This is a genomic window from Fundidesulfovibrio sp. (assembly GCF_058402725.1).
In genome coordinates this window covers 35,915-54,001 of sequence record NZ_JBZVFJ010000002.1, presented here as the reverse complement: position 1 = coordinate 54,001, position 18,087 = coordinate 35,915, and the positions used below count along the sequence as shown (strand labels likewise).

17 protein-coding genes are annotated in these 18,087 nt (G+C 67.6%); 9 read left to right on the top strand and 8 right to left on the bottom strand.

The window, feature by feature from the left end:
• Window positions 1–7: 7 nt before the first annotated feature.
• A complete protein-coding gene (locus ACV4UX_RS00695) occupies window positions 8–2,056 on the top strand; it encodes a methyl-accepting chemotaxis protein (RefSeq protein ID WP_491591419.1) in 2,049 nt (682 codons plus the stop codon).
• A 64-nt stretch (window positions 2,057–2,120) separates the two neighbouring features.
• Here the strand turns inward: ACV4UX_RS00695 and ACV4UX_RS00690 are convergent, their stop codons facing one another.
• From ACV4UX_RS00690 to ACV4UX_RS00680, 3 genes are read right to left on the bottom strand one after another with little or no spacing between them, the layout of a single operon-like run.
• Entirely contained in the window at window positions 2,121–2,957 is an 837-nt protein-coding gene (locus ACV4UX_RS00690) for a DUF169 domain-containing protein (protein WP_491591418.1), read from the bottom strand.
• Window positions 2,958–3,009: 52 nt separating this feature from the next.
• Window positions 3,010–4,446 carry a sigma-54-dependent transcriptional regulator gene (locus ACV4UX_RS00685; RefSeq protein ID WP_491591417.1) on the bottom strand — a complete coding sequence of 479 codons (1,437 nt, stop codon included), beginning with the start codon at window positions 4,444–4,446 and terminating at the stop codon, window positions 3,010–3,012.
• Window positions 4,447–4,477: 31 nt separating this feature from the next.
• The gene (locus ACV4UX_RS00680) at window positions 4,478–5,956 is read right to left on the bottom strand and encodes a sensor histidine kinase (RefSeq protein ID WP_491591416.1); all 1,479 of its coding nucleotides are present in this window, start codon (window positions 5,954–5,956) and stop codon (window positions 4,478–4,480) included.
• A gap of 171 nt (window positions 5,957–6,127) precedes the next feature.
• On the opposite strand from ACV4UX_RS00680, the gene ACV4UX_RS00675 reads away from it, so the two are divergent.
• Together ACV4UX_RS00675 and ACV4UX_RS00670 are read left to right on the top strand one after the other, a co-directional pair.
• Window positions 6,128–6,907, top strand: a complete 780-nt coding sequence (locus ACV4UX_RS00675; protein ID WP_491591415.1) for a DUF2092 domain-containing protein — start codon at window positions 6,128–6,130, stop codon at window positions 6,905–6,907.
• Window positions 6,908–6,916: 9 nt separating this feature from the next.
• Window positions 6,917–7,621, top strand: coding sequence for a hypothetical protein (locus ACV4UX_RS00670; protein ID WP_491591414.1), 705 nt, complete (start codon window positions 6,917–6,919; stop codon window positions 7,619–7,621).
• Between the two features lie 49 nt (window positions 7,622–7,670).
• On the opposite strand, the gene ACV4UX_RS00665 is transcribed toward ACV4UX_RS00670, so the two are convergent.
• Entirely contained in the window at window positions 7,671–8,498 is an 828-nt protein-coding gene (locus ACV4UX_RS00665; RefSeq protein ID WP_491591413.1) for a GGDEF domain-containing protein, read from the bottom strand.
• Window positions 8,499–8,657: 159 nt separating this feature from the next.
• Here ACV4UX_RS00665 and ACV4UX_RS00660 point away from each other — a divergent pair, with 159 nt between their 5' ends.
• The 6 genes from ACV4UX_RS00660 (at window position 8,658) to ACV4UX_RS00635 (ending at window position 14,296) form a co-directional block, all read left to right on the top strand.
• Window positions 8,658–11,198, top strand: a complete 2,541-nt coding sequence (locus tag ACV4UX_RS00660; protein WP_491591412.1) for an ABC transporter ATP-binding protein/permease — start codon at window positions 8,658–8,660, stop codon at window positions 11,196–11,198.
• Window positions 11,164–11,691 (top strand): cyclic nucleotide-binding domain-containing protein, encoded by a 528-nt coding sequence (locus tag ACV4UX_RS00655; RefSeq protein ID WP_491591411.1) that lies wholly within the window; start codon window positions 11,164–11,166, stop codon window positions 11,689–11,691. Before ACV4UX_RS00660 ends, ACV4UX_RS00655 begins: the two co-directional genes overlap by 35 nt.
• A gap of 90 nt (window positions 11,692–11,781) precedes the next feature.
• Window positions 11,782–12,216: a Fur family transcriptional regulator gene (locus tag ACV4UX_RS00650; protein WP_491591410.1), complete on the top strand. Its 435-nt coding sequence runs from the start codon at window positions 11,782–11,784 to the stop codon at window positions 12,214–12,216.
• Between the two features lie 13 nt (window positions 12,217–12,229).
• Window positions 12,230–12,874, top strand: a complete 645-nt coding sequence (locus ACV4UX_RS00645; RefSeq protein WP_491591409.1) for a class I SAM-dependent methyltransferase — start codon at window positions 12,230–12,232, stop codon at window positions 12,872–12,874.
• 313 nt (window positions 12,875–13,187) lie between these two features.
• Window positions 13,188–13,460 (top strand): CD3324 family protein, encoded by a 273-nt coding sequence (locus ACV4UX_RS00640; protein WP_491591408.1) that lies wholly within the window; start codon window positions 13,188–13,190, stop codon window positions 13,458–13,460.
• 119 nt (window positions 13,461–13,579) lie between these two features.
• Entirely contained in the window at window positions 13,580–14,296 is a 717-nt protein-coding gene (locus ACV4UX_RS00635) for an SAM-dependent methyltransferase (protein ID WP_491591407.1), read from the top strand.
• Window positions 14,297–14,385: 89 nt separating this feature from the next.
• On the opposite strand, the gene ACV4UX_RS00630 is transcribed toward ACV4UX_RS00635, so the two are convergent.
• The 4 genes from ACV4UX_RS00630 to ACV4UX_RS00615 form a co-directional block, all read right to left on the bottom strand.
• Complete coding sequence (locus tag ACV4UX_RS00630) at window positions 14,386–14,901, bottom strand: hypothetical protein (RefSeq protein WP_491591406.1); 516 nt, start codon at window positions 14,899–14,901, stop codon at window positions 14,386–14,388.
• Between the two features lie 8 nt (window positions 14,902–14,909).
• A complete protein-coding gene (locus ACV4UX_RS00625; RefSeq protein ID WP_491591405.1) occupies window positions 14,910–15,212 on the bottom strand; it encodes a hypothetical protein in 303 nt (100 codons plus the stop codon).
• Complete coding sequence (locus tag ACV4UX_RS00620; RefSeq protein ID WP_491591404.1) at window positions 15,209–15,826, bottom strand: RNA polymerase sigma factor; 618 nt, start codon at window positions 15,824–15,826, stop codon at window positions 15,209–15,211. Before ACV4UX_RS00620 ends, ACV4UX_RS00625 begins: the two co-directional genes overlap by 4 nt.
• A gap of 914 nt (window positions 15,827–16,740) precedes the next feature.
• Window positions 16,741–17,856 carry a hypothetical protein gene (locus ACV4UX_RS00615; protein ID WP_491591403.1) on the bottom strand — a complete coding sequence of 372 codons (1,116 nt, stop codon included), beginning with the start codon at window positions 17,854–17,856 and terminating at the stop codon, window positions 16,741–16,743.
• Window positions 17,857–18,087 lie beyond the last annotated feature (231 nt).

Here is an 18,087-nt window from a genome sequence, read left to right as displayed (position 1 = left end):
GGCCGGCATGCACCTGATCGCACGCTCCATCAACGCCAAGCTCTCCCTGGTGATCGCGGCCATCTCCCTCGCGGCCGTGGCCGTGATCATGGCCTTCGAGGCCGCCGGAACACGCGACCTGGTCACCGACCAGATCCGACACGCCGCCGAGACCGAGGCCGACCTGGCCTACATGGGCATCGAGAAGCCCATGATCGTGGGCGACAACAAGGGCACCATCGCGGAGTTCCAGGCCATCCGCAGCAAGTTCAAGGACCTTTCGGCCCACATGACCTCCTACACGGGCAACGTCACCTACAGCACCGACGGAGCCGCCGTGCGCAAGGATTTCGCCCAGGTGTTCTCCAGCCCCGAGCTGGAAGGCCTGCACCGGCGCGGCCTCAAGGAGGCGGTGCGCGAGTCGGTGTTCGTGGACAAGGGCGACAAGAAGTTCCTGGCCCGGGTGATCTCCGTGCCCAACCAGCGCAAGTGCCACCACTGCCACGGCGATTCCGAGCCCATCCTGGGCCAGATGGTGCTCTTCTCCGACGTGACGGCCCCCATGGACGCCATGCGCGCCCAGATCGTGCGTTCGGCGGGGGTGGGCCTGGCCGGGCTGGTCTGCCTGATCGGCGTGACCGTGTGGGCCGTGGGCGTGCTCTTCATCCGGCGCATCAAGTCCCTGGCCGGACAGACCGAGCAGGTGGCCCAGGGCGACTACTCCCCACGCTTCGAGGACCCGCGCAGCGACGAACTGGCCGTACTGGCCGGGGACATCCGCTCCATGGTGGGCCAGCTCAAGGACAAGCTGGGCTTCTCCGAGGGCGTGCTGGCGGGCATTCCCACGCCCTGCGTCATCGTGGGGCCGGACAGGGGCATCGTCTGGGTGAACCGCCAGATGTGCGAGCTGCTCGAAAAGCCCTTCGACCTCAAGCTCTACCAGGGCATGCGCACGGGCGTCTTCTTCTGGAACGACGTGAACCGAAAGACCGTCTCCGAGCTGGCCATCGAGACCCAGACGGCCCAGCACGGCGAGCGCCAGGTGCAGACGGCCTCGGGCAAGGGCCTCTCGATCACCGTGTCCTCCACGCCGTTTTTCGACATGGACGGCAGGCTCATGGGCTCCATCACCTTCTGGAACGACATCACGCCCATCCGCGAGCAGCAGCGGCGCATCGAGGCCCAGAACCAGGTGATCGCCCAGGCCGGTCAGCGCGCGGAGGCCGTGGCCCAGCACCTGGCCGGGACCTCCGGGCATCTGCTCGACCGCATCGACGAGGCCAGCAAGGGCACCGAGCACCAGCGCCATCGCATCCAGGAGGCCGCCACGGCCGTGGAGCAGATGAACGCCTCGGTGCTCGAAGTGGCGCGCAACGCCTCCAATGCGGCCCGGAGCGCCGAGCAGGCCCGCGAAAACGCCCAGCGCGGCAGCGCCGTGGCCGAGGAATCCATCCGGGCCATCATGGACGTGCGCGACCAGACCCGGGCCATGGCCGAAAGCCTCCATCTGCTGGGCGGCAAGGCCCAGGACGTGGGGGCCATCATGAACCTCATCACCGACATCGCCGACCAGACCAACCTCCTGGCCCTCAACGCCGCCATCGAGGCCGCCCGCGCGGGCGAGGCCGGAAGGGGCTTCGCGGTGGTGGCCGACGAGGTGCGCAAGCTCGCCGAAAAGACCATGGCCGCCACCAAGGACGTGCACGCCGCCGTGAGCGGCATCCAGGAGGGCGCGCGGCGCAACATCGACCTCATGGACGAGGCCGGGGCGCGCGTGGAGAAGGGCGCGGACCTGGTGAAGGGCGCCGGCGAGTCGCTCATGGGCATCGTCCAGGTGGCTGCGGGCACCGCCGACATGGTGCGCGCCATCGCCACCGCCGCCGAGCAACAGTCCGCCGCCTCGGAGGAGATCAACCAGACCGTGGTGGATGTGAACGCCATCGCGGGCCAGACCGCCGCCACCATGAGCGAGCTGGCGGGCATGTCGCGCGAGGTGGCCCAGGTGGCTTCCGAATTGCGCGAGGTGATCGGCTCCATGAGCCTGGAGGGCGGCGACGCGCCCAAGGCCCTGGGCTGAGCCGCTTCGGGGACTCCAGCAGGAATCGACGGCCGGGCGCGCTGCCCGGCCGTTCGTTTTGCGGCTACTCCCCGCCCTTGCCCCTTGCCCAGGCCTCGGCGCTGCGGGCGATCTTCTTGCGGATGCCCGCCCAGGTGTCCGTGGTCAGGTAGGAGTCGCGCCAGCGCTCCACGAATTGGTCGAAGAGGGCCTTGGGCACGGTGACGGTCAGTTCGTCGGTGGCCAGGAATTTGCGCTCCGAGGGGTCCAGCCCGCCCAGCACGGCCTTGAGCCTCCCCTGCGCGAGATAGTGCAGGGGCCAGGTGGTCATGCAGGCGCAGCCCGCGCCGAAGGGGCTCATGAGGGCCTCGAAGTCGCCGGTGACGAAGCTCGACAGGAAGCCCAGGCCGCAGAGCTGCTCCGGACGCACGAAGAAGGTGATGGTCTCCGGGGTTTCGCCGGGCTCGAAGGCGCTGAGGGGCTTGAACACGCAGAAGCGGGCCGGGGCCTTGCGCGGCGGGATCTCCTCGAAGAGGCGGCGCGCCGTGGCGGGGTCCGGCAGGTAGCGCTCGCCGTGCACGGGCGTCCCCGGAACGCCCGTGCTCACGTAGCAGGTGATGAAATCCAGCTGCGGGGCGTGGAAGCCCAAGTAGAAGGAACCCCCGGGACAGCCGTACCGGGCGGCCTCGAAATACGCCGGGAGGTTCTTGCGCCGGGCCAGCCAGAGGTTGCCCAGCACGCAGGAGAAGTTGCCCCACACGGCCTGCCAGTCGATGGCTCCGGCCTGCTCCAGCTCCCGCGAGACGGGCGGTCCGGCCTTGGGCGCGTGGCCCGAGGCGGGTTCCGCGTCGGTGTAATGCATGCCGTAGGGCTCGCCGCCCAGGTCCAGGACCTCCAGGAACGCCTTGGTCTCGTCGGTCATGAAGCGCCTCCTCGCGGTTGGCGGGCTGTTGGTTGCGGAGGCGGGCCGCCCCTCAGGAGAGCACGTCGCCCACGCGCACCTGGGCCTCCACCACCAGCCCGAGCTTGTCCATCTTGGCCAGCAGGGTGGGGCGCGAGAGTCCCAAAAGCCTTGCGGCGTGGGTGCGGTTGCCCCCCGAGACGCGCAGAGCCTCGGCCACCACCAGGGCCGAGACGCGGTCCACCGCGCGGTTGTGGAGGTCCGGCCCTCCGGCGGCCACCACGGCGCGCACCCAGGCGTCCATCGAGCCCTCCGCGTCGGCGGCGAGGCCGTGGGATTCCGCAGGCGTGCGCCCGGCGATGGCCGCGCGCACGTCGTCGGCGGAGATGGCCAGGCCCCGGCTGAAGATGAGGGTCTTGTTGAGCACGTTGGAGAGTTCGCGCACGTTGCCGGGCCAGGCGTGGTCTTCCAGGGCTGCCAGCCCGCCGGGGGTGATGCCGGGGTCGCGGGCGTTCATGGCCCGGGCGTGAAGCCCCAGGAAGTGGGCGGCCAGCTGGGCGAGGTCTTCCTTGCGTTCGCGCAGGGGCGGCAGGACGATGCGCACCACCTGGAGGCGGTAGTAGAGGTCTTCCCGGAAGCGGCCTTCGGCCATGGCGGCCTCGAGGTCGCGGTTGGTGGCGGCGATGATGCGCACGTCCACGGGCACGGGACCCTTGCCGCCCAGGCGCTCGATCTGCTTCTCCTGGAGCAGGCGCAGGAGCTTGGCCTGCACGGGCAGGGGCATGTCTCCGATCTCGTCCAGGAACACGGTGCCGCCCTGGGCCTGCTCGATCTTGCCCGCGCGGCGCTGGGAGGCCCCGGTGAACGCGCCCTTCTCGTGGCCGAAGAGTTCGCTTTCCAGCAGCGATTCCGGGATGGCCACGCAGTTCACCACCACGAACGGCCGGTTCTTGCGGGGCGAGTAGCTCCACACGGCCCGGGCGGCCAGCTCCTTGCCCGTGCCGGACTCGCCCTGGATGAGCACCGTGGCCTCGGTGGCGGCCACGCGGCCCAGCTGCTTGTAGACCTCGCGCATGGCGCGGCTCTGGCCCACGAGGCTCACGCTGGGGGCCTCCCCGGCGTCCTTGGCTTTGGAGCCCCGGGCCTGGCTGGAGGCGTCCAGGGCCTGCTGGATGAGCCCAAGCATCTCGGGGATGTCGAAGGGCTTGAGGATGTAGTCGAACGCGCCCTTGTTCACGGCCTCGATGGCCGTGCCGGTGTCGCCGTAGGCGGTCATGATGATCACGGGGGTGCCCGGGTCTGCGGCCTTCATGCGCGCCAGGGCCTCCAGGCCGGAGATGCCGGGCATGCGCACGTCCATGACCACCAGGTCGGGCTTCTTGTCGGCAAGCGAGGCGACGCCTTCCTCGCCGGAAGCGGCGGTGAGGGCCTGGTGGCCCTCCTGCTCGATGAGCCGGGCGAAGCTCTGGCGCAGGCCGGGTTCGTCGTCCACCACGAGGATCACGCTCACGGGCGTGCCTCCCCGCGGCCCTCGGCGCGCGCTAGTTCCATCTGGCCCTCCCCTGGGATTCGGAGTCGAAGGGCAGGGTGATGGTGAACTTGGCCCCGCCGCCCTTGGCCTGGGTGAGCGAGAGGCTGCCGCCGTGCTCGGTGACGATGCGCCGGGCGATGGGCAGGCCCAGTCCCGTGCCTTCCTCCTTGGTGGTGTGGAAGGGCTCGAAGACGCGTTCGCGCTCCTCCTCGGGCACGCCGGGGCCGGAATCGGAGACGCTCAGCACGGCCACGCGGCCCATGGGCTCCATGAAGCCTTCGGACTCGTCCACGGTGATGGTCCCGGGTCCCTGCATGGCGTCCATGGCGTTGGCGAAGAGGTTCACGAGCACCTCCTTGAGCTGCTCGGGGTCGATGAGGATGGGGCGGATGGGCTCCTCGCGCTCCACGTGCACGGTGATGCGCTGGGCGTCCAGGCGCGGGCGGAGGAGCTGCACGGCGGCGGCCGTCACGTCGGAGGGCGAGGAGCGCGCCAGCGTGAGCTTGGGGGGGCGGGCGTATTCCAGGAAGTTCTGGATGATCAGGTCCAGGTGCTTGATCTCCTGGGAGATCACTTCGAAGTCCTCGCGCTGGTTCTCGCTGAGGTCCAGGGAACGCTGGAGCGAGAAGAGGCGCATCTTCACGGAGGTGAGCGGGTTGCGGATGGAGTGGGCCACGCCTGCGGCCATCTTGCCCACGGTGGCCATGCGCTCGGCGGCCTTGAGGGTGGCCTGGCTCTTTTCGAGCTTGGAGCGGGCCTGCACGGCGCGCTCCAGCAGGCCGTGCATGCGCGTCTCCAGGGCGGCCACCTCGTCGGGGCCTGCGGGCTGGTCCTCGCCCACGGCGAGGCGGCGGATGGGCTCCAGGATCTGGCGCGAGAGCACCAGGGCCAGCACGAGGCCCAGAAGGAGCGTGAAGGGCACGAAGGCCGTGGCCAGGTTGTTGGCCAGTTCCATGCGGCCGATGCCCTCGGCGCGGTCGCGGCTTAAGCCCGAGCGCAGGGAATCGAGGAAGAGCTCGCACTGGGTGATCAGCGCATCGAAGCGCTTGCGGGCCGCTGCGTGGATGAGGCTCGCGCCCTGGCGGTTGCCCGCGTCGAGCAGCTCCACCACCCGCTCGCGCTCCAGGGTGAGGCGCAGAAAGCCGGACTCGATGTCGTTGATGATGCGTCGGGCGTCCTCGTCGTTGACGAAGGAGCGCACCTTGGAGAGTTCGCGCTCGAAGGCGGCCTGCTGCTCGTTCAGGCGGTCCAGCCAGGATCTGTCGAAGTCCAGAGAGTAGTAGGTGATGAAGCCGCGCTGGGCGGCCAGGGAGCTTTCCAGGCGCATGGCCGCGTCGAGGGCGTGGACCTGGCGGTCGAAGACGCCGGAGAGGAACGTCTGGATGCGGGTGCCGTACCAGAGCATGAAGGCCCCGCCGCCCACGGTGACGGTGAGCAGAAGGCCCAGGACCAGGTAGATGCGCAGGCGCAGGGACACGTGGAGACGCATGGGGGGATATTGCGGGCGCGGGCCGGGAAGTCAAGGCCGGGAAATCGGGGCAGGGAGCTTCTGGCCGGAAGGGGGGCGGCGATCGTGTTGCGTCCCTCGCTGGATGGGAGTAACGGGGCAGGAATGGAAAACCTTGCGCGTCCCAGGCGCGCCCTCAAGGAGAACAACCCCATGCACCATCGCGCGAAGGCCGTGTCCGGCGTCCTGGCTGTCCTCGCCCTGTCGCTCTGCGTCTGCCTGCCCGTCCAGGCCAAGGAGAAGAAGAAACCTCAGGCCCCCGACGTGGACGCCAGGGCCGTCTCGCTCCTGGAAAAGAGCTGCCAGGCCCTCGCCGCGCTCGGGGAGTACTCCTTCGAAGCGGACATCACCCTGGACAAGGTCTACGGCGACGGCTCCAAAGTGCAGACCGGCAGGCGCATGGAGGTGCGTGTGCGGCGGCCCGGGGCCTTCCGCATCGTCACCGACGGCGACGACATCCAGGTGCTTTCCGTGTTCGACGGCAAGGCCTTCAGCCTCCTCCTGCCCGACCGCAAGGCCTACGCCCAGCTCCCGGCGGCCATGGACGCCGACGCCCTCATGGACATGTTGTCCGCCACCTACGGCATCGAGTCCACCCTGGGCGACCTGATCTCCAACAAGCCCTGCGAGAGGCTCAAGCCCGAGTCCAGCTACTACGTGGGCAAGGCGAAGGTGGGGGGGGCGGTCTGCGACCAGCTCTTCTTCCTGGGCAAGGACGTGGACTGGCAGATATGGGTAGAAGACTCCGCCACGCCCTATCCCCGCAAGATCGTCATCACCGAGAAGCGCCAGGCGGGCGCGCCCCAGTTCTCGGCCGTGCTCTCGAACTGGAAGGGCGGCCCGCAGCCCGCCGGCTCCTTCGAGTTCGAGCCTCCGGCCGGTGCCGTGCGCGACGACGCCATCATCACCGGCAAGCAGCCGGGCAAACAGTAGGAGGACGCCATGAACATCCCCGACGGATGGAACGTGCGCGTCGAGGCGTCCACCGGAGTCGCACCCGGCCCCGCTTCGGGCCCGGCCTGCGGAGCCGTGTCCGGGCCTGCGCCAGGAGCCGCCCCCGGCGCGGTGTGGTGCGCGGCGCTCTTCACCGTGCTCTTCGTTGCGGCCCAGTGGCTGGTCGTGGCGGACTTCGCCATGGCCCAGCGCCGGGGTGGCGGCCCCAGGGGCGGCTACACGGCAGCGCGCGGCAGCGTGGCCACAGGGCCGCGAGGCGGGGTGGCGGTGCAGGGCCCCAGGGGCGGGGTGGCCGCCAGGGGGCCCCACGGCGGAGAGGCCGTGCGTGGGCCCCGGGGCAACGCGGCGGCGCGTGGCCCGGGCGGCGCGGCGGCGGCGCGCGGCCCTTACGGGGCGGCCGCGCGCGGTCCCAACGGCAACGTGGTGGCCGCCCCGCGCGGCTGGGTGGCCCCTCCGGCGGCCGTTCCCGTGCCCGTTCCCGTGGCCCCGGGCTACTACGGCGGATACGGCTATGCGCCGGGCTCCGGCGTGGCGGCCGGTATGGCCCTGGGGGCCATGCTCACGGCGCTTCCGGCCACGGCCGTGGCCATCTCCAACTCGTCCAGGGAGAAGGTCTACGTAGTGGAGAACAGGTGCTACCGCGAGGTGGTCCGCAACGGCCGGAAGGTCTACGAACAGATCTCCTGCCCGTAAGGCGCGCAGAGGATGCCGGGAAGGCCGTCCCTGGAGGGGGAGGCCGGGTTCAGCCCACGCGGTCGAGCAGTTCGTCCAGGCGCTTGGCCACCTCGTCGGGGGTGAGCCTCCGGGGCGGCAGGGGGAGGTGGGCGTTGCGCAGCGCCAGGGGCACGCCCACGTGGCGCGCGGCGCGGGCCAGGGCCTCCTCCACGGCGTGGAGGCGCTCGTGCAGGTTGCCCAGCTCCCGGGCCGTGGCCAGGGCGGCGAAGCGGTCGGAGCCCGTGCGCCCCACCACCGCGCCGGGCAGGGCGTCGCGCAGGGCGTCGGCCGCGCTCAGGAGCAGGGCGTCGGCCTTGTCGTGCCCGAAGCGCGCGTTCACATCCCGCAGCCGCGCCAGGTTCCACACCGTCATTACCGCGGGCTGTTTCTCCCTGGCCCAGGCGTGCAGGCGCTCCTCGGCCAGGCCCAGGAAGCCGTGCCGGTTGTTGAGCCCGGTGAGCGGGTCCAGCCCGGCCATGGCCCGCTCGCGGTCCCAGAGGTTCAGGAGCTGCACGATGAGCAGCAGGAACGACAGGTACGACAGGCTGTGGGAGACGAAGCTGTAGGCGTGGAAGGCCCACTGGTCGTAGCGCCGTCCGGCCAGCCAGTCGGTGAACTCCACCGAAAGGGCGCAGGCGAAGGCCGTGGCCACGCCCACCCGCCAGCCCCCGGCCACCGTGAGCATGATCAGCGGCGTCACGTAGACCACCGTGAGGTTGATCTCGTAGCCCGTGGCGTAGTCCATCCAGGCGATGGCCAGCAGGTAGGCCACGCCCTGCAGGGCCGTGCGCAGCTTGTCGCGGCGCATGGCCTTGATGCGGTCGGACCACCAGGAGTGCAGGGGGGGCATGGGCATGGGGGCTCCTGTGTGCAGGCGTTGGGCGCTCCCGGCAGGATAGCGCGCGCAGGGGGGCGGAATCCAGGGGAAAGTGGGGACGGCGGAAAACGCGGGCGAGTGTTGCCAATCCGGCGGATTCGGGGCATCACGGGGCAAACGCCAACCAAAGGCCGCGCCATGCCGCTCACGCCCGAACTGCCGGACAAGATCTACAAACGCTCGCTCATCTCCTGGGTGTTCACCAGCAACATGAAGCTCCAGGGCATCCTGCTGGCGGTCATCGTGGTCACGGTGGCCATCCGCGTGCTGCCGCTGGAGATGCAGAAGAAGATCATCAACGAGGCCATCGGGCAGCAGAAGGTGCATCTGCTCATCATGTACTGCGGCTACTACCTCGCCGCCGTGGTGAGCGCCTCGGCCCTGAAGTTCGCCATCAACGCCCTGCAGACCTACATCGGCCAGGAAGCCCTGGCCGACATGCGCAAGAAGCTCTACGCCCACATCCTCACGCTGCCCATCGGCTTCTTCCGCAAGGCCAGCCCGGGCATGATCGTCTCCTCGCTGGTCACCGAGGTGGCCAACGCGGGCGACTTCATCGGCCAGGCCATCGCCGTGCCCGTCACCAACATCCTCACGCTTCTGGCATTCGCCGGGTATCTTTTCTACCTCAATCCCCTGCTGGCCGGGCTTTCCATGGTGCTCTACCCCCTGGCGCTCATCTTCGTGCCCATGATGCAGAAGCGCTCCAACGCCGCCAACCGTGAACGCGTGGACACCGGGCGCAAGATGTCCACCATGATCGGCGAAACGGTCCAGGGCATCCACGAAATCCACGGCAACGCCTCCTTCCGCCACGAGAACGCCCGCTTCGGGGCCATCACCGACAAGCAGTTCAAGGTGCGCCTGCGCTGGAACCTCTGGAAGTTCGGCATCAAGAACTCCAACAACTTCTTCCAGTCCCTGGGCCCCTTCGTGCTCTTCCTTGTGGGCGGCTGGCTGGCCATCAACGGCCGCTTCGACCTGGGCGCGCTGGTGGCCTTCCTCTCGGCCAACGACAAGCTCTACGACCCCTGGAAGGAGCTCATGGACTTCTACCAGACCTACCAGGACGCCACCGTCAGCTACAACCGCGTGATGGAATACTTCGCGGAAGACTGCGAGTTCGCCCTGGAGCCCGCCGAGGAGCGCGCGCCCCTGGCGCTGCCCGGCAAGGTGGAGGTGAAGGACCTGGTCATGGAAGCCCCGGGCGGCATCCGCCTGCTCAAGGGCGTGAGCGTGGACGTGGAGCCCGGACAGCATCTGGCCCTGGTGGGCTTCTCGGGCTCGGGCAAATCCACCCTGGCGTTGTGCATCGCCCAGATCTACAAGTATTCCTCCGGATCCTGCCAGGTGGGCGGCCAGGAGGTGGCCGCCATGGCCAAGTCCGACCTGGCCGAGAACATGGGCTTCGTGCCCCAGCACCCCTTCATCTTCGAGGGCTCCATCAAGGAGAACCTGCTCTATTCCGTGAACGCGCGCTTCGTCTCCAAGGGGCTCGACCCCGTCGGCAACGAACCCAGCCTGGACCGGCTCATCGAGGTCACCCAGCAGGTGGGCCTGTTCCTGGACGTGCTGCGCTTCGGCCTGAACACCGTGTTCAAGAAGGGCCGCAAGGAACACCTGGTGGCCAAGATCATCGCCATCCGCGAGGCCTACTACGCCGACCAGGGCGAGGAGCTGCGCGGCCTGGTGGAGTTCTTCGACGAGGGCCGCTACCTGCACCACTCCTCGGTGGCCGCCAACATCCTCTTCGGCAACCCCAACGAGGAGGCCTGGCTCCCCGAGAATCTGGCCGGCAATCCCGACTTCCTGCGCTTCCTGGACGAGGCCAACCTGACGCTGCTCCTGCTGGAACTGGGGCGCGACCTTGCCGTCCAGACCGTGGACATCCTCAAGAACGTCCCGGACGCCGACGCCACCTTCTTCGAGCAGACCCCCGTGCTCCCCGAGGAGTTCGAGGCCTACGCCCAGCTGGCCGAGCGCCTGGAGCGCGCCAAGGTGATGGACCAGGACGAACAGGGCAAGGCCATGCTCCTGCGCCTGGCCCTGCGCTTCGCACCGGGCCGCCACGGCATCGTGCGCCTGCCCGACATGGCCGAGCGCATGCTCCTGGGCGGGCGCGCCCTCTTCATGGAGCGCATCGCCGCGGATGACCCGGAGTGCGTCAGCTTCTACCGCCGCGACAACTACATCCACACCCAGACCATCCTGGACAACATCCTCTTCGGCAAGCTCAAGAGCGAAAGCTCCAAGGTGGTGGACCGGGTGAACAAGTCCATCATCAGCCTGCTCATCCAGGAGGACATGCTGGAGCGCATCGTGGAACTGGGCCTGGACTTCCAGGTGGGCACCGCAGGCGACCGCCTCTCGGGCGGGCAGCGCCAGAAGGTGGCCCTGGCCAGGGCCTTCCTCAAGGAACCGCCGCTCCTGCTCCTGGACGAGGCCACCTCCGCCCTGGACAACGCCGCTCAGGCGCGCATCCAGAACCTGCTCGACTCCAAATGGAAGGGCCGCTCCACGGTGATCGCCGTGGTGCACCGTCTGGACACCATCAAGGGATACGACAAGATCGCGGTGATGAAGGCCGGGCAGCTCGTGGAAACGGGCTCCTACCTGGAACTCATGGCCAAGAAGGGGATGCTCTATGAGCTCGTCAACGGAAACAAAGCCGGACACTAGCTCCTGCGCCTACGCTGACTACCTGGAAGTCCTGCGGGAGCTGCCCCTCTTCGGCGGCGTGCCCCTGGACGTGTGCAAGGTGCTGGCCTACCTCAGCGCCGCTGAGACCCATCAGCCGGGCGACTACCTGATCCGGCAGGGTGAAACCGCCGACGCCTTCCACTACCTGAGTTGCGGCCGCGTGGAGGTGCTGCGCCAGACGGAGGGCGAGAGCGTCGTCCTGAAAACCCTGGGACAGGGAGACAGCCTGGGCGGGCTGGCCCTGATCCTGGGCGGGCGGGCCAACTTTTCCGTGCGCGCCCTGGAAGAAACCGTGACCATGGCCCTCACGCGCGACAAGTTTCTCAAGACCGTCAGGCGCTTCCCGGAACTGGAGCCCGCGCTGCTCCAGGCCCTGGCCGCCCATGTGCTGGACTGGGAGGAGCGCTTCATGACGCGCCGCCCCGACGCCGTGCAGGCCATGGGGGGAGACCTGGGGCTCACCCTGTTCTAGAGGCCCAGGCACCGCGGAACCCCTGGAGTTCCTTGTTTGACATGCCCCTGCAAGACGGATAGAGCGCGCAAAACGTCCCGGGAGCCCTCGATGAAAGACCCCCACGTCCTCTTTGCCGACTACGCGGCCCAGGAAGGGCTTAAAATGACGCCCCAGCGCCGTCACATCCTGGACGTGTTCCTGCTCCAGGAGGGTCACGTCACCTCCGAGGAACTCTACGAGAAGGTCAAGAAGTCCTACAAGACCATCGGACAGGCCACGGTCTACCGCACGCTCAAGCTGCTCTCGGGCTCGGGCGTGGCCAAGGAGGTGGACTTCGGCGACGGCGTGACCCGCTACGAGCGCCACCTGGACGAGGGCCACCACGACCACCTGATCTGCGAGCGCTGCGGCGCCAACGTGGAAGTGCTCGACGAGACCATCGAGAAACTCCAGGAAGAGGTGGCCGCCCGCCACGGCTTCACCCTGACCCGCCACAAAATGTATCTCTACGGCGTCTGCCCCGCCTGTCGGGGCGGCCGCTGACGCGAGCCCGCCCATGTTCGAAGACGCCCCCGCCCGGCCCTCCCAGTTCGACCAGGTGGCCAGCACCTGGGACGACAACCCCGCCCGCGTGGAACTGGCCCGCGTGGTGGGCGCGGCCATGGCCGAATCCCTCGGCCTGGACGGCACGCGCACCGTGCTGGATTACGGCGCGGGAACGGGCCTGGTCTCCCTGTGGCTGGCCCCGCGCGCGGCCCGCGTGGTGGCCGCCGACACCTCCGAGGCCATGCTGGAGGTGCTGCGGGAAAAGGCCCGGGCGGCCGGGCTGGACACCCTGGTCCCTCTGCTCTGGAGTTTCGAGCAGGCCTGGCCCCGGGAGCTGTCCCGGCCCGAGGCCCTGACCGCCTCCATGGTCCTGCACCACGTGCAGGACGTACGGGCGGCGGTGCGCGCCTTCCACGCCCTGCTGCCCGAGGGAGGCCGCGCGGCCGTGGCCGACCTGGCCCTGGAGGACGGCAGCTTCCACGGAAATGGCATGCACGCCTTCCACAAGGGCTTCGAGCCCGAGGCCCTTGCCTCGCTCTTCGTCGACGCCGGGTTCGGGCGCGTGCGCACCCGCGAGGTGCACCGCCTGGTGAAGCCCGGACCGGACGGCCAGTCCCGAAGCTATCCCGTCTTCCTGCTCAGCGCCCGGCGCTGAGGACCGTCCGGCTTGCGCGCCGCGCCGTCACCCTGGCCTGGCGCGAGAGGCGCAATCAGAGCGCTGCCGGTCTGCAGGGGCCTGGCCGCCTGAGAGGGCGACGCAGCCGACGCGCCAGGCGGACCCCGGCTTTGCCGTGCGCTCTGTCGACCTGCAGGGCAATCCGTCGTGTCGGAAACAACCAACATCGCAAGAGGTGTTCATGTTCAGAGCAATGGATTCTGTCGTTATGCATGGCAAGGGCTGTTGCACAACGAATTGATTTCCCGGCAAGAGCTCTTGCTCGTTCCTGACGATGCTTGGGAGGAGCACGATGAGCTACAAGAAGGCGAGCGATGTCTTGCCGCGCTCCTTGTTGAGCGCGGTTCAACAGTACATAGACGGCGAGTGTCTTTATATCCCGCGCAAAGAGGACGGCAAGCTGCCGTGGGGTACCCATACGGAAACCAGGGAGACGCTCCGGGCGAGAAACAGGGAGATTCGGGCCAGACGCATGGCGGGCTGTTCCGCCGCCGAGTTGGCCAGGCAATATTTCCTGTCGACAAAGGCCATCTACAAAATCCTTAGCGCCGAAAAAAAAGGCTGACATCCGGGAGCGCCCTGATCTGGTTCAGGGCGCTTTCTTTTTTCGGAAACGTCTCGTGGGGTGCATTCGGGGCCTGTACGCGAGAAGAATGTCCTTGAACATTCACAGGCACAAAGGGGATGACCATGGACACGCCGTTTACCGACAAGTACGACAAGGCCTTTCTTATGGAAACCATGATGGGACCGAACGCCATGCGCATCATGGAAGAAATGGCGCACGATCTCCCTCTTTCTCCGGGAATGCGCATCCTCGACCTGGGGTGCGGAATGGGAATATCTTCCATCCTTCTTGCGGAAAAATTCGACGTGACGGTGTTTGCGGCCGACTTGTGGATCGCTCCAGGCGAAAATGCGGCGCGCTTCGCAAGCTTGGGGCTTGATTCGAAAATCTTCGCTTTCCTGGTTGACGCAACGCAAGAGATTCCGTTCGCTGAGGACTCCTTCGACATGATCGTCAGCGTGGATGCCTATCAGTACTTCGGCAGCAACGAGGCCATGCTCCCGAAGCTCCTGCCGTTGGTGAAGCCGGGCGGCCATGTGGCCGTCGCCGTGCCCGGATTCAACCAGGATTTTCCCGAAGGGGGCTTGCCGCCGGAAATCCAGCCCTACTGGACGCCGGAGTGGTTTTTTTATTCCCCCGGCTGGTGGCGGGCGCTCTGGGCGAAGGAACCCGGCCTGGAGATCGACGTGCTGCGCGAAATGGACTCGTGCCAGCAGGCCTGGGACGAATGGCTGCAATCCCCCAACCCCTATGCCCGGAGCGACAGGACGATGATGGACGCGGGTGCGGGACAATACTTCAACATCCTCCAGATGGTGGGGCGAAAGGTTTGAGAAAGGCCCGCGAAACGCGGAAGGCCCCGTGCGCGGACACGGGGCCTTCTGGTGCGGCCCTTGGGGATCAGGCCTCGGGAGGGGACGATCTATTGTCCCGGCGGCGGGCCTTTGGGCTCGCCGGGGGAGAGCCAGGGCGGCGGCCCGGCCGGTCCCGGCGGCGGGGGCGGGGGGCCTCGGCGTCCGTCCGGCGGCGGGGGCGGCCCGGGTGGGCCGGAGAGCATGCGCTTGCGGTGCTCGCGCAGACGCACCATGATTTCTTCGTGCTTGCGGGCCTGCTCGGGGGTGAGCAGGGCGCGGATGCGCGCCTGGTACTGCTCGAAGAGGGCTTCCTCGGCCTCCAGGAAGGGCTTGCGGGCCTCGGCGGTCCTGGCGAACATCTCCTCGATCAGGGGGGTGAGGGCCTTGCCCTGTTCCGCGCTGAGCCCCAGGTCCTGGGTCATGCGCTCCACCACAAAGGCCGCGGGCCCCAGGCGTTCCATGCGCCCGAAGTGGCCGAAGGGGCCGCCGAACCAGACGCGCCAGGCCTCCATGCCAAGCGCGCCCACGGCCATGCCGCAGACAAGCAGGGCCACAGCCAGGAGCCATCCTTGCGTGCGCGTCACGGGGCCTCCTAGAGCGCCAGCCAGCGGGTGATGGCGTCGCCGGAATAGGTGGCGGCCAGGGCCAGTTCTCCCGCGCGGCCCAGGCCCTTGAAGGCCAGAGCCCCCAGGAGCAGGGCGGCGGCGAAGCCCGAGGCCAACAGCGGCCGGGCCACTCCCGGCAGGATGTCCCAGAAGCTCAGGGATCGCCGGGCCTCGGCCAGGCGGGCCATGACGCGGGCCTCGAAGCCCGGCGTGGCGGAAGCCTCCGGGGGATTCCGGAAAGCCTGTTCCATCAGCAGATCGAGACGGCGGAAGTCCTTTTCCCCGTTCATGCGGTCCCTCCAGCCAGGCCAGCCCCCCGCAGGGCCTCGGCCATGGTCTTTCGCGCCCTGTGCAGGCGCACTTTCACCTTTTCCACGCTCCAGCCGAGCATGGAGGCGATTTCCGTCAGTTCGTGGTCGCCCGCGTAAAAGAGCCCCAGGGCGATCCTGTCGTCGGGTTTCACGCGTCCCAGGAGCCAGGTCACCACGGAGCTTGCCTCCTGGCGACGGACCATTTCCTCGTGGCGCTCCCGCGATCCGTCGGCAAGGAAGGCGTCCAGCCAGGTCTGGCCGTCCTCGCCCGCGAGGCTGAGCGACACCTCCCCGCGCGATCCCGTCTCGCGCCAGTACCGGATGGCCCGGCGGATGGCCAGAGAGGAGAGCCATGCCCGGAACGACTCGGGCTGCTTGAGCGGCCCCAGCTTCTCGAAGGCCTTGACGAAGGCGTCCTGGGCGGCCTCCGGCACCTCTGCAACGGGCATGTGCCGTCTGAGCAGGCCGAACAGGTAGTCCTGATGGCGTCTGACCAAGATGGCAAAGGCCTCGGTGCGGCCTTCGAGCACCATGCGCACGGCCTGGGCGTCGTCGACGCTGCTGCCGGAATCCGATTCGGGCACGTTCTTCATGGTCTCCTGACCGCGCGGGCGGGGACTCCCCTCCCACCGGCGGGCCGATCCGGTCCCGCTGAAGCGGTCACGGTCCGATTCCGGCATGCCTGCCGCCAGGGTGCTCCCTGGGCGGCGCCGGGTCAAGCCGGGGGCTTGGTGCGGTTGCGCATGCCGGTCATGGTACTAGAGGGGCGAGGAGGGGACGGGGTTACGCGGAGGAATGGCTTGTTGCGGATCCTGGGAGAGGCGTGTCTGCGCACATTCACGGAGCCCGAGTCCGGCGGAGGACTCCGCTTGGCAGGTCGTAAAGTTGCGAAGAAACAGTCGGTTGGGACGTGGCTGGGTTTGTCGGTGAAAGATGTTTACATTGCGCCGGGCATGTGTAAAATATCGAGTGTGTAGCATCGATCAACGTGTGGCGGCCCCAGGCTGTCGCAACATCAGGAGGCCGGATCATGAAGCGATCCACGAATTGACATGGTCTCACTCGAGTGAAGGCGCGCGGGCGACCGTCGCGCCTTTCGTCTGCCCGTCGCGCCGGCTGTAGGGCACGGTCGGCTGCACAGCGCGCGGATCGGAGCGTGACGGCATTGCCGCCTGAAAACGGCTAGGGCCCGTGCCTTCGGGTTTGCGACGGGGGGCGCAGGGTGCACGGCACCCTCTGTTGGCGGCAAATGGAGCTTGCGGCTTGGGCGGCAGCCCTGCGAAGACAGGACGGGAGCAGGGCGGTTCTGTCTTCCGGAGACGCCTCACGCGATTCTCATTCTCGGGTCTGTCATCACGCCGAGGGCGCGCCGGGTAACCGGCGCGCCCTTGGCTTTTGTGTGCCCTGTGGTCCCGGGGGCCTTGTCGTGCGGCCTGGACGCCGGACGGCGTGGTCCGTCCCGATGGGAGCGCGCTTTTCCGCCCGAGAGCCGAGGGAGGAACTGTTCCTAGGCTTTTTCCTGCCAGCGGATGTTGAAGACGATGCCCGGGAGCAGCCACCCTTTCGCTTCGATCTTCAGCCGATTTTCCCTGATGGACACCTTGCAGATGTCGTCGGGGCACTGTGCCGTGTTGATCCTCTCCTTGACCCCCTTGTACAGTTGCAGGAGTCCGCACTCCGGGGTGTCCTTGAAGACGTACCCGTCGGGCAGGTTCATGATCAGCGTATACCCGAAGGTGGGTTCGTTGATGGTGGCCGTGAAGACGTTGTCGTCGACGCAGCTGAGCGCGTGCTCCTCGGTGAGAACGGGAACAAAGGGCCTTCGCACCGGGATCTGCTGGTAGAAACTGTAGGTCGTCCATTCCGAGTCCGCGTAGATGAAGAAGCCCCCTTCGTTCTCCATGGGCCTGCGTTTGGTCGGGATGGCGGGGATGAGTTCTTCGTTGTCGACGAGGATGCTGATCTTGTGTTTGTCCTCGTAGGCGCTCATGATGGACGAGGACCAGAAGAGCGGAAAGATCCCGAACCCGTCCCCGTCCCGGTAGAGCGGATGATGGATCTTGAATTGCGTTTCCTCGTGCCAGGCGAAATGGCTCGCGATGCCGCTTTCGCGGATGTCGATCCGCTTTTCCATCATCGAACGGTGCGGCGTCTTGCAGAATGGCTGCAGGATGTTCTTCGCCACGTAGTGGTAGAGGCTCTGCTTCTCCATGAAGGAGTGAACGCCGTAGGCGTTCTCCGTGAACTGCTGCTCCAGGGCTTCGTAGGGCAGCTGTTTGCTCGTGTACCCGTTGATCGAGTCGGAGACGTTCTTGAGGTGTTGCGACACATCGGCGAACATCTTCTCGGTGGGCTCCATCAGGAAGTATTCCCACACCTCCTTGAAGACGCCTCGTGCGAAGAAGGAGACGAAGGGGAAACCCATCAGCAGGTACGCCAGGAGCTCCGCAGGATGCTTGACGGCGGCGATGATTCGGCCGGCCGTCGAGCGGGCGTACTCCTCGCCGTTGGCGTAGCCAGCCTTCAGGCCTCCCTCAACGATTTCCGGCGCCACCATGAGGACCAAACCCGCGAGGATGGCCATCGTGGCGTTCAGGAGTTGTTTTTTGTGATCAGGGCGCACGCCGTCACCTCCTTGAAATGGTTCGATGGAAGGATATCGCTTGCCATGTTCAAATAGGTCATTTGAATTTGTTTGTCAATGTTGATTCGGGCAAGGGATGGCCAAAACGAAGCCGCCCGGCCTTGGGGCCGGGCGGTCTTCTTGCAGGAGTGCAAACGCAGGGGACGGCGTTTGCCGGAGCCGCATACGGGCGGCAAAGCCGCCCTGCTCCAGGCTGCGCTTCGCGCAGTG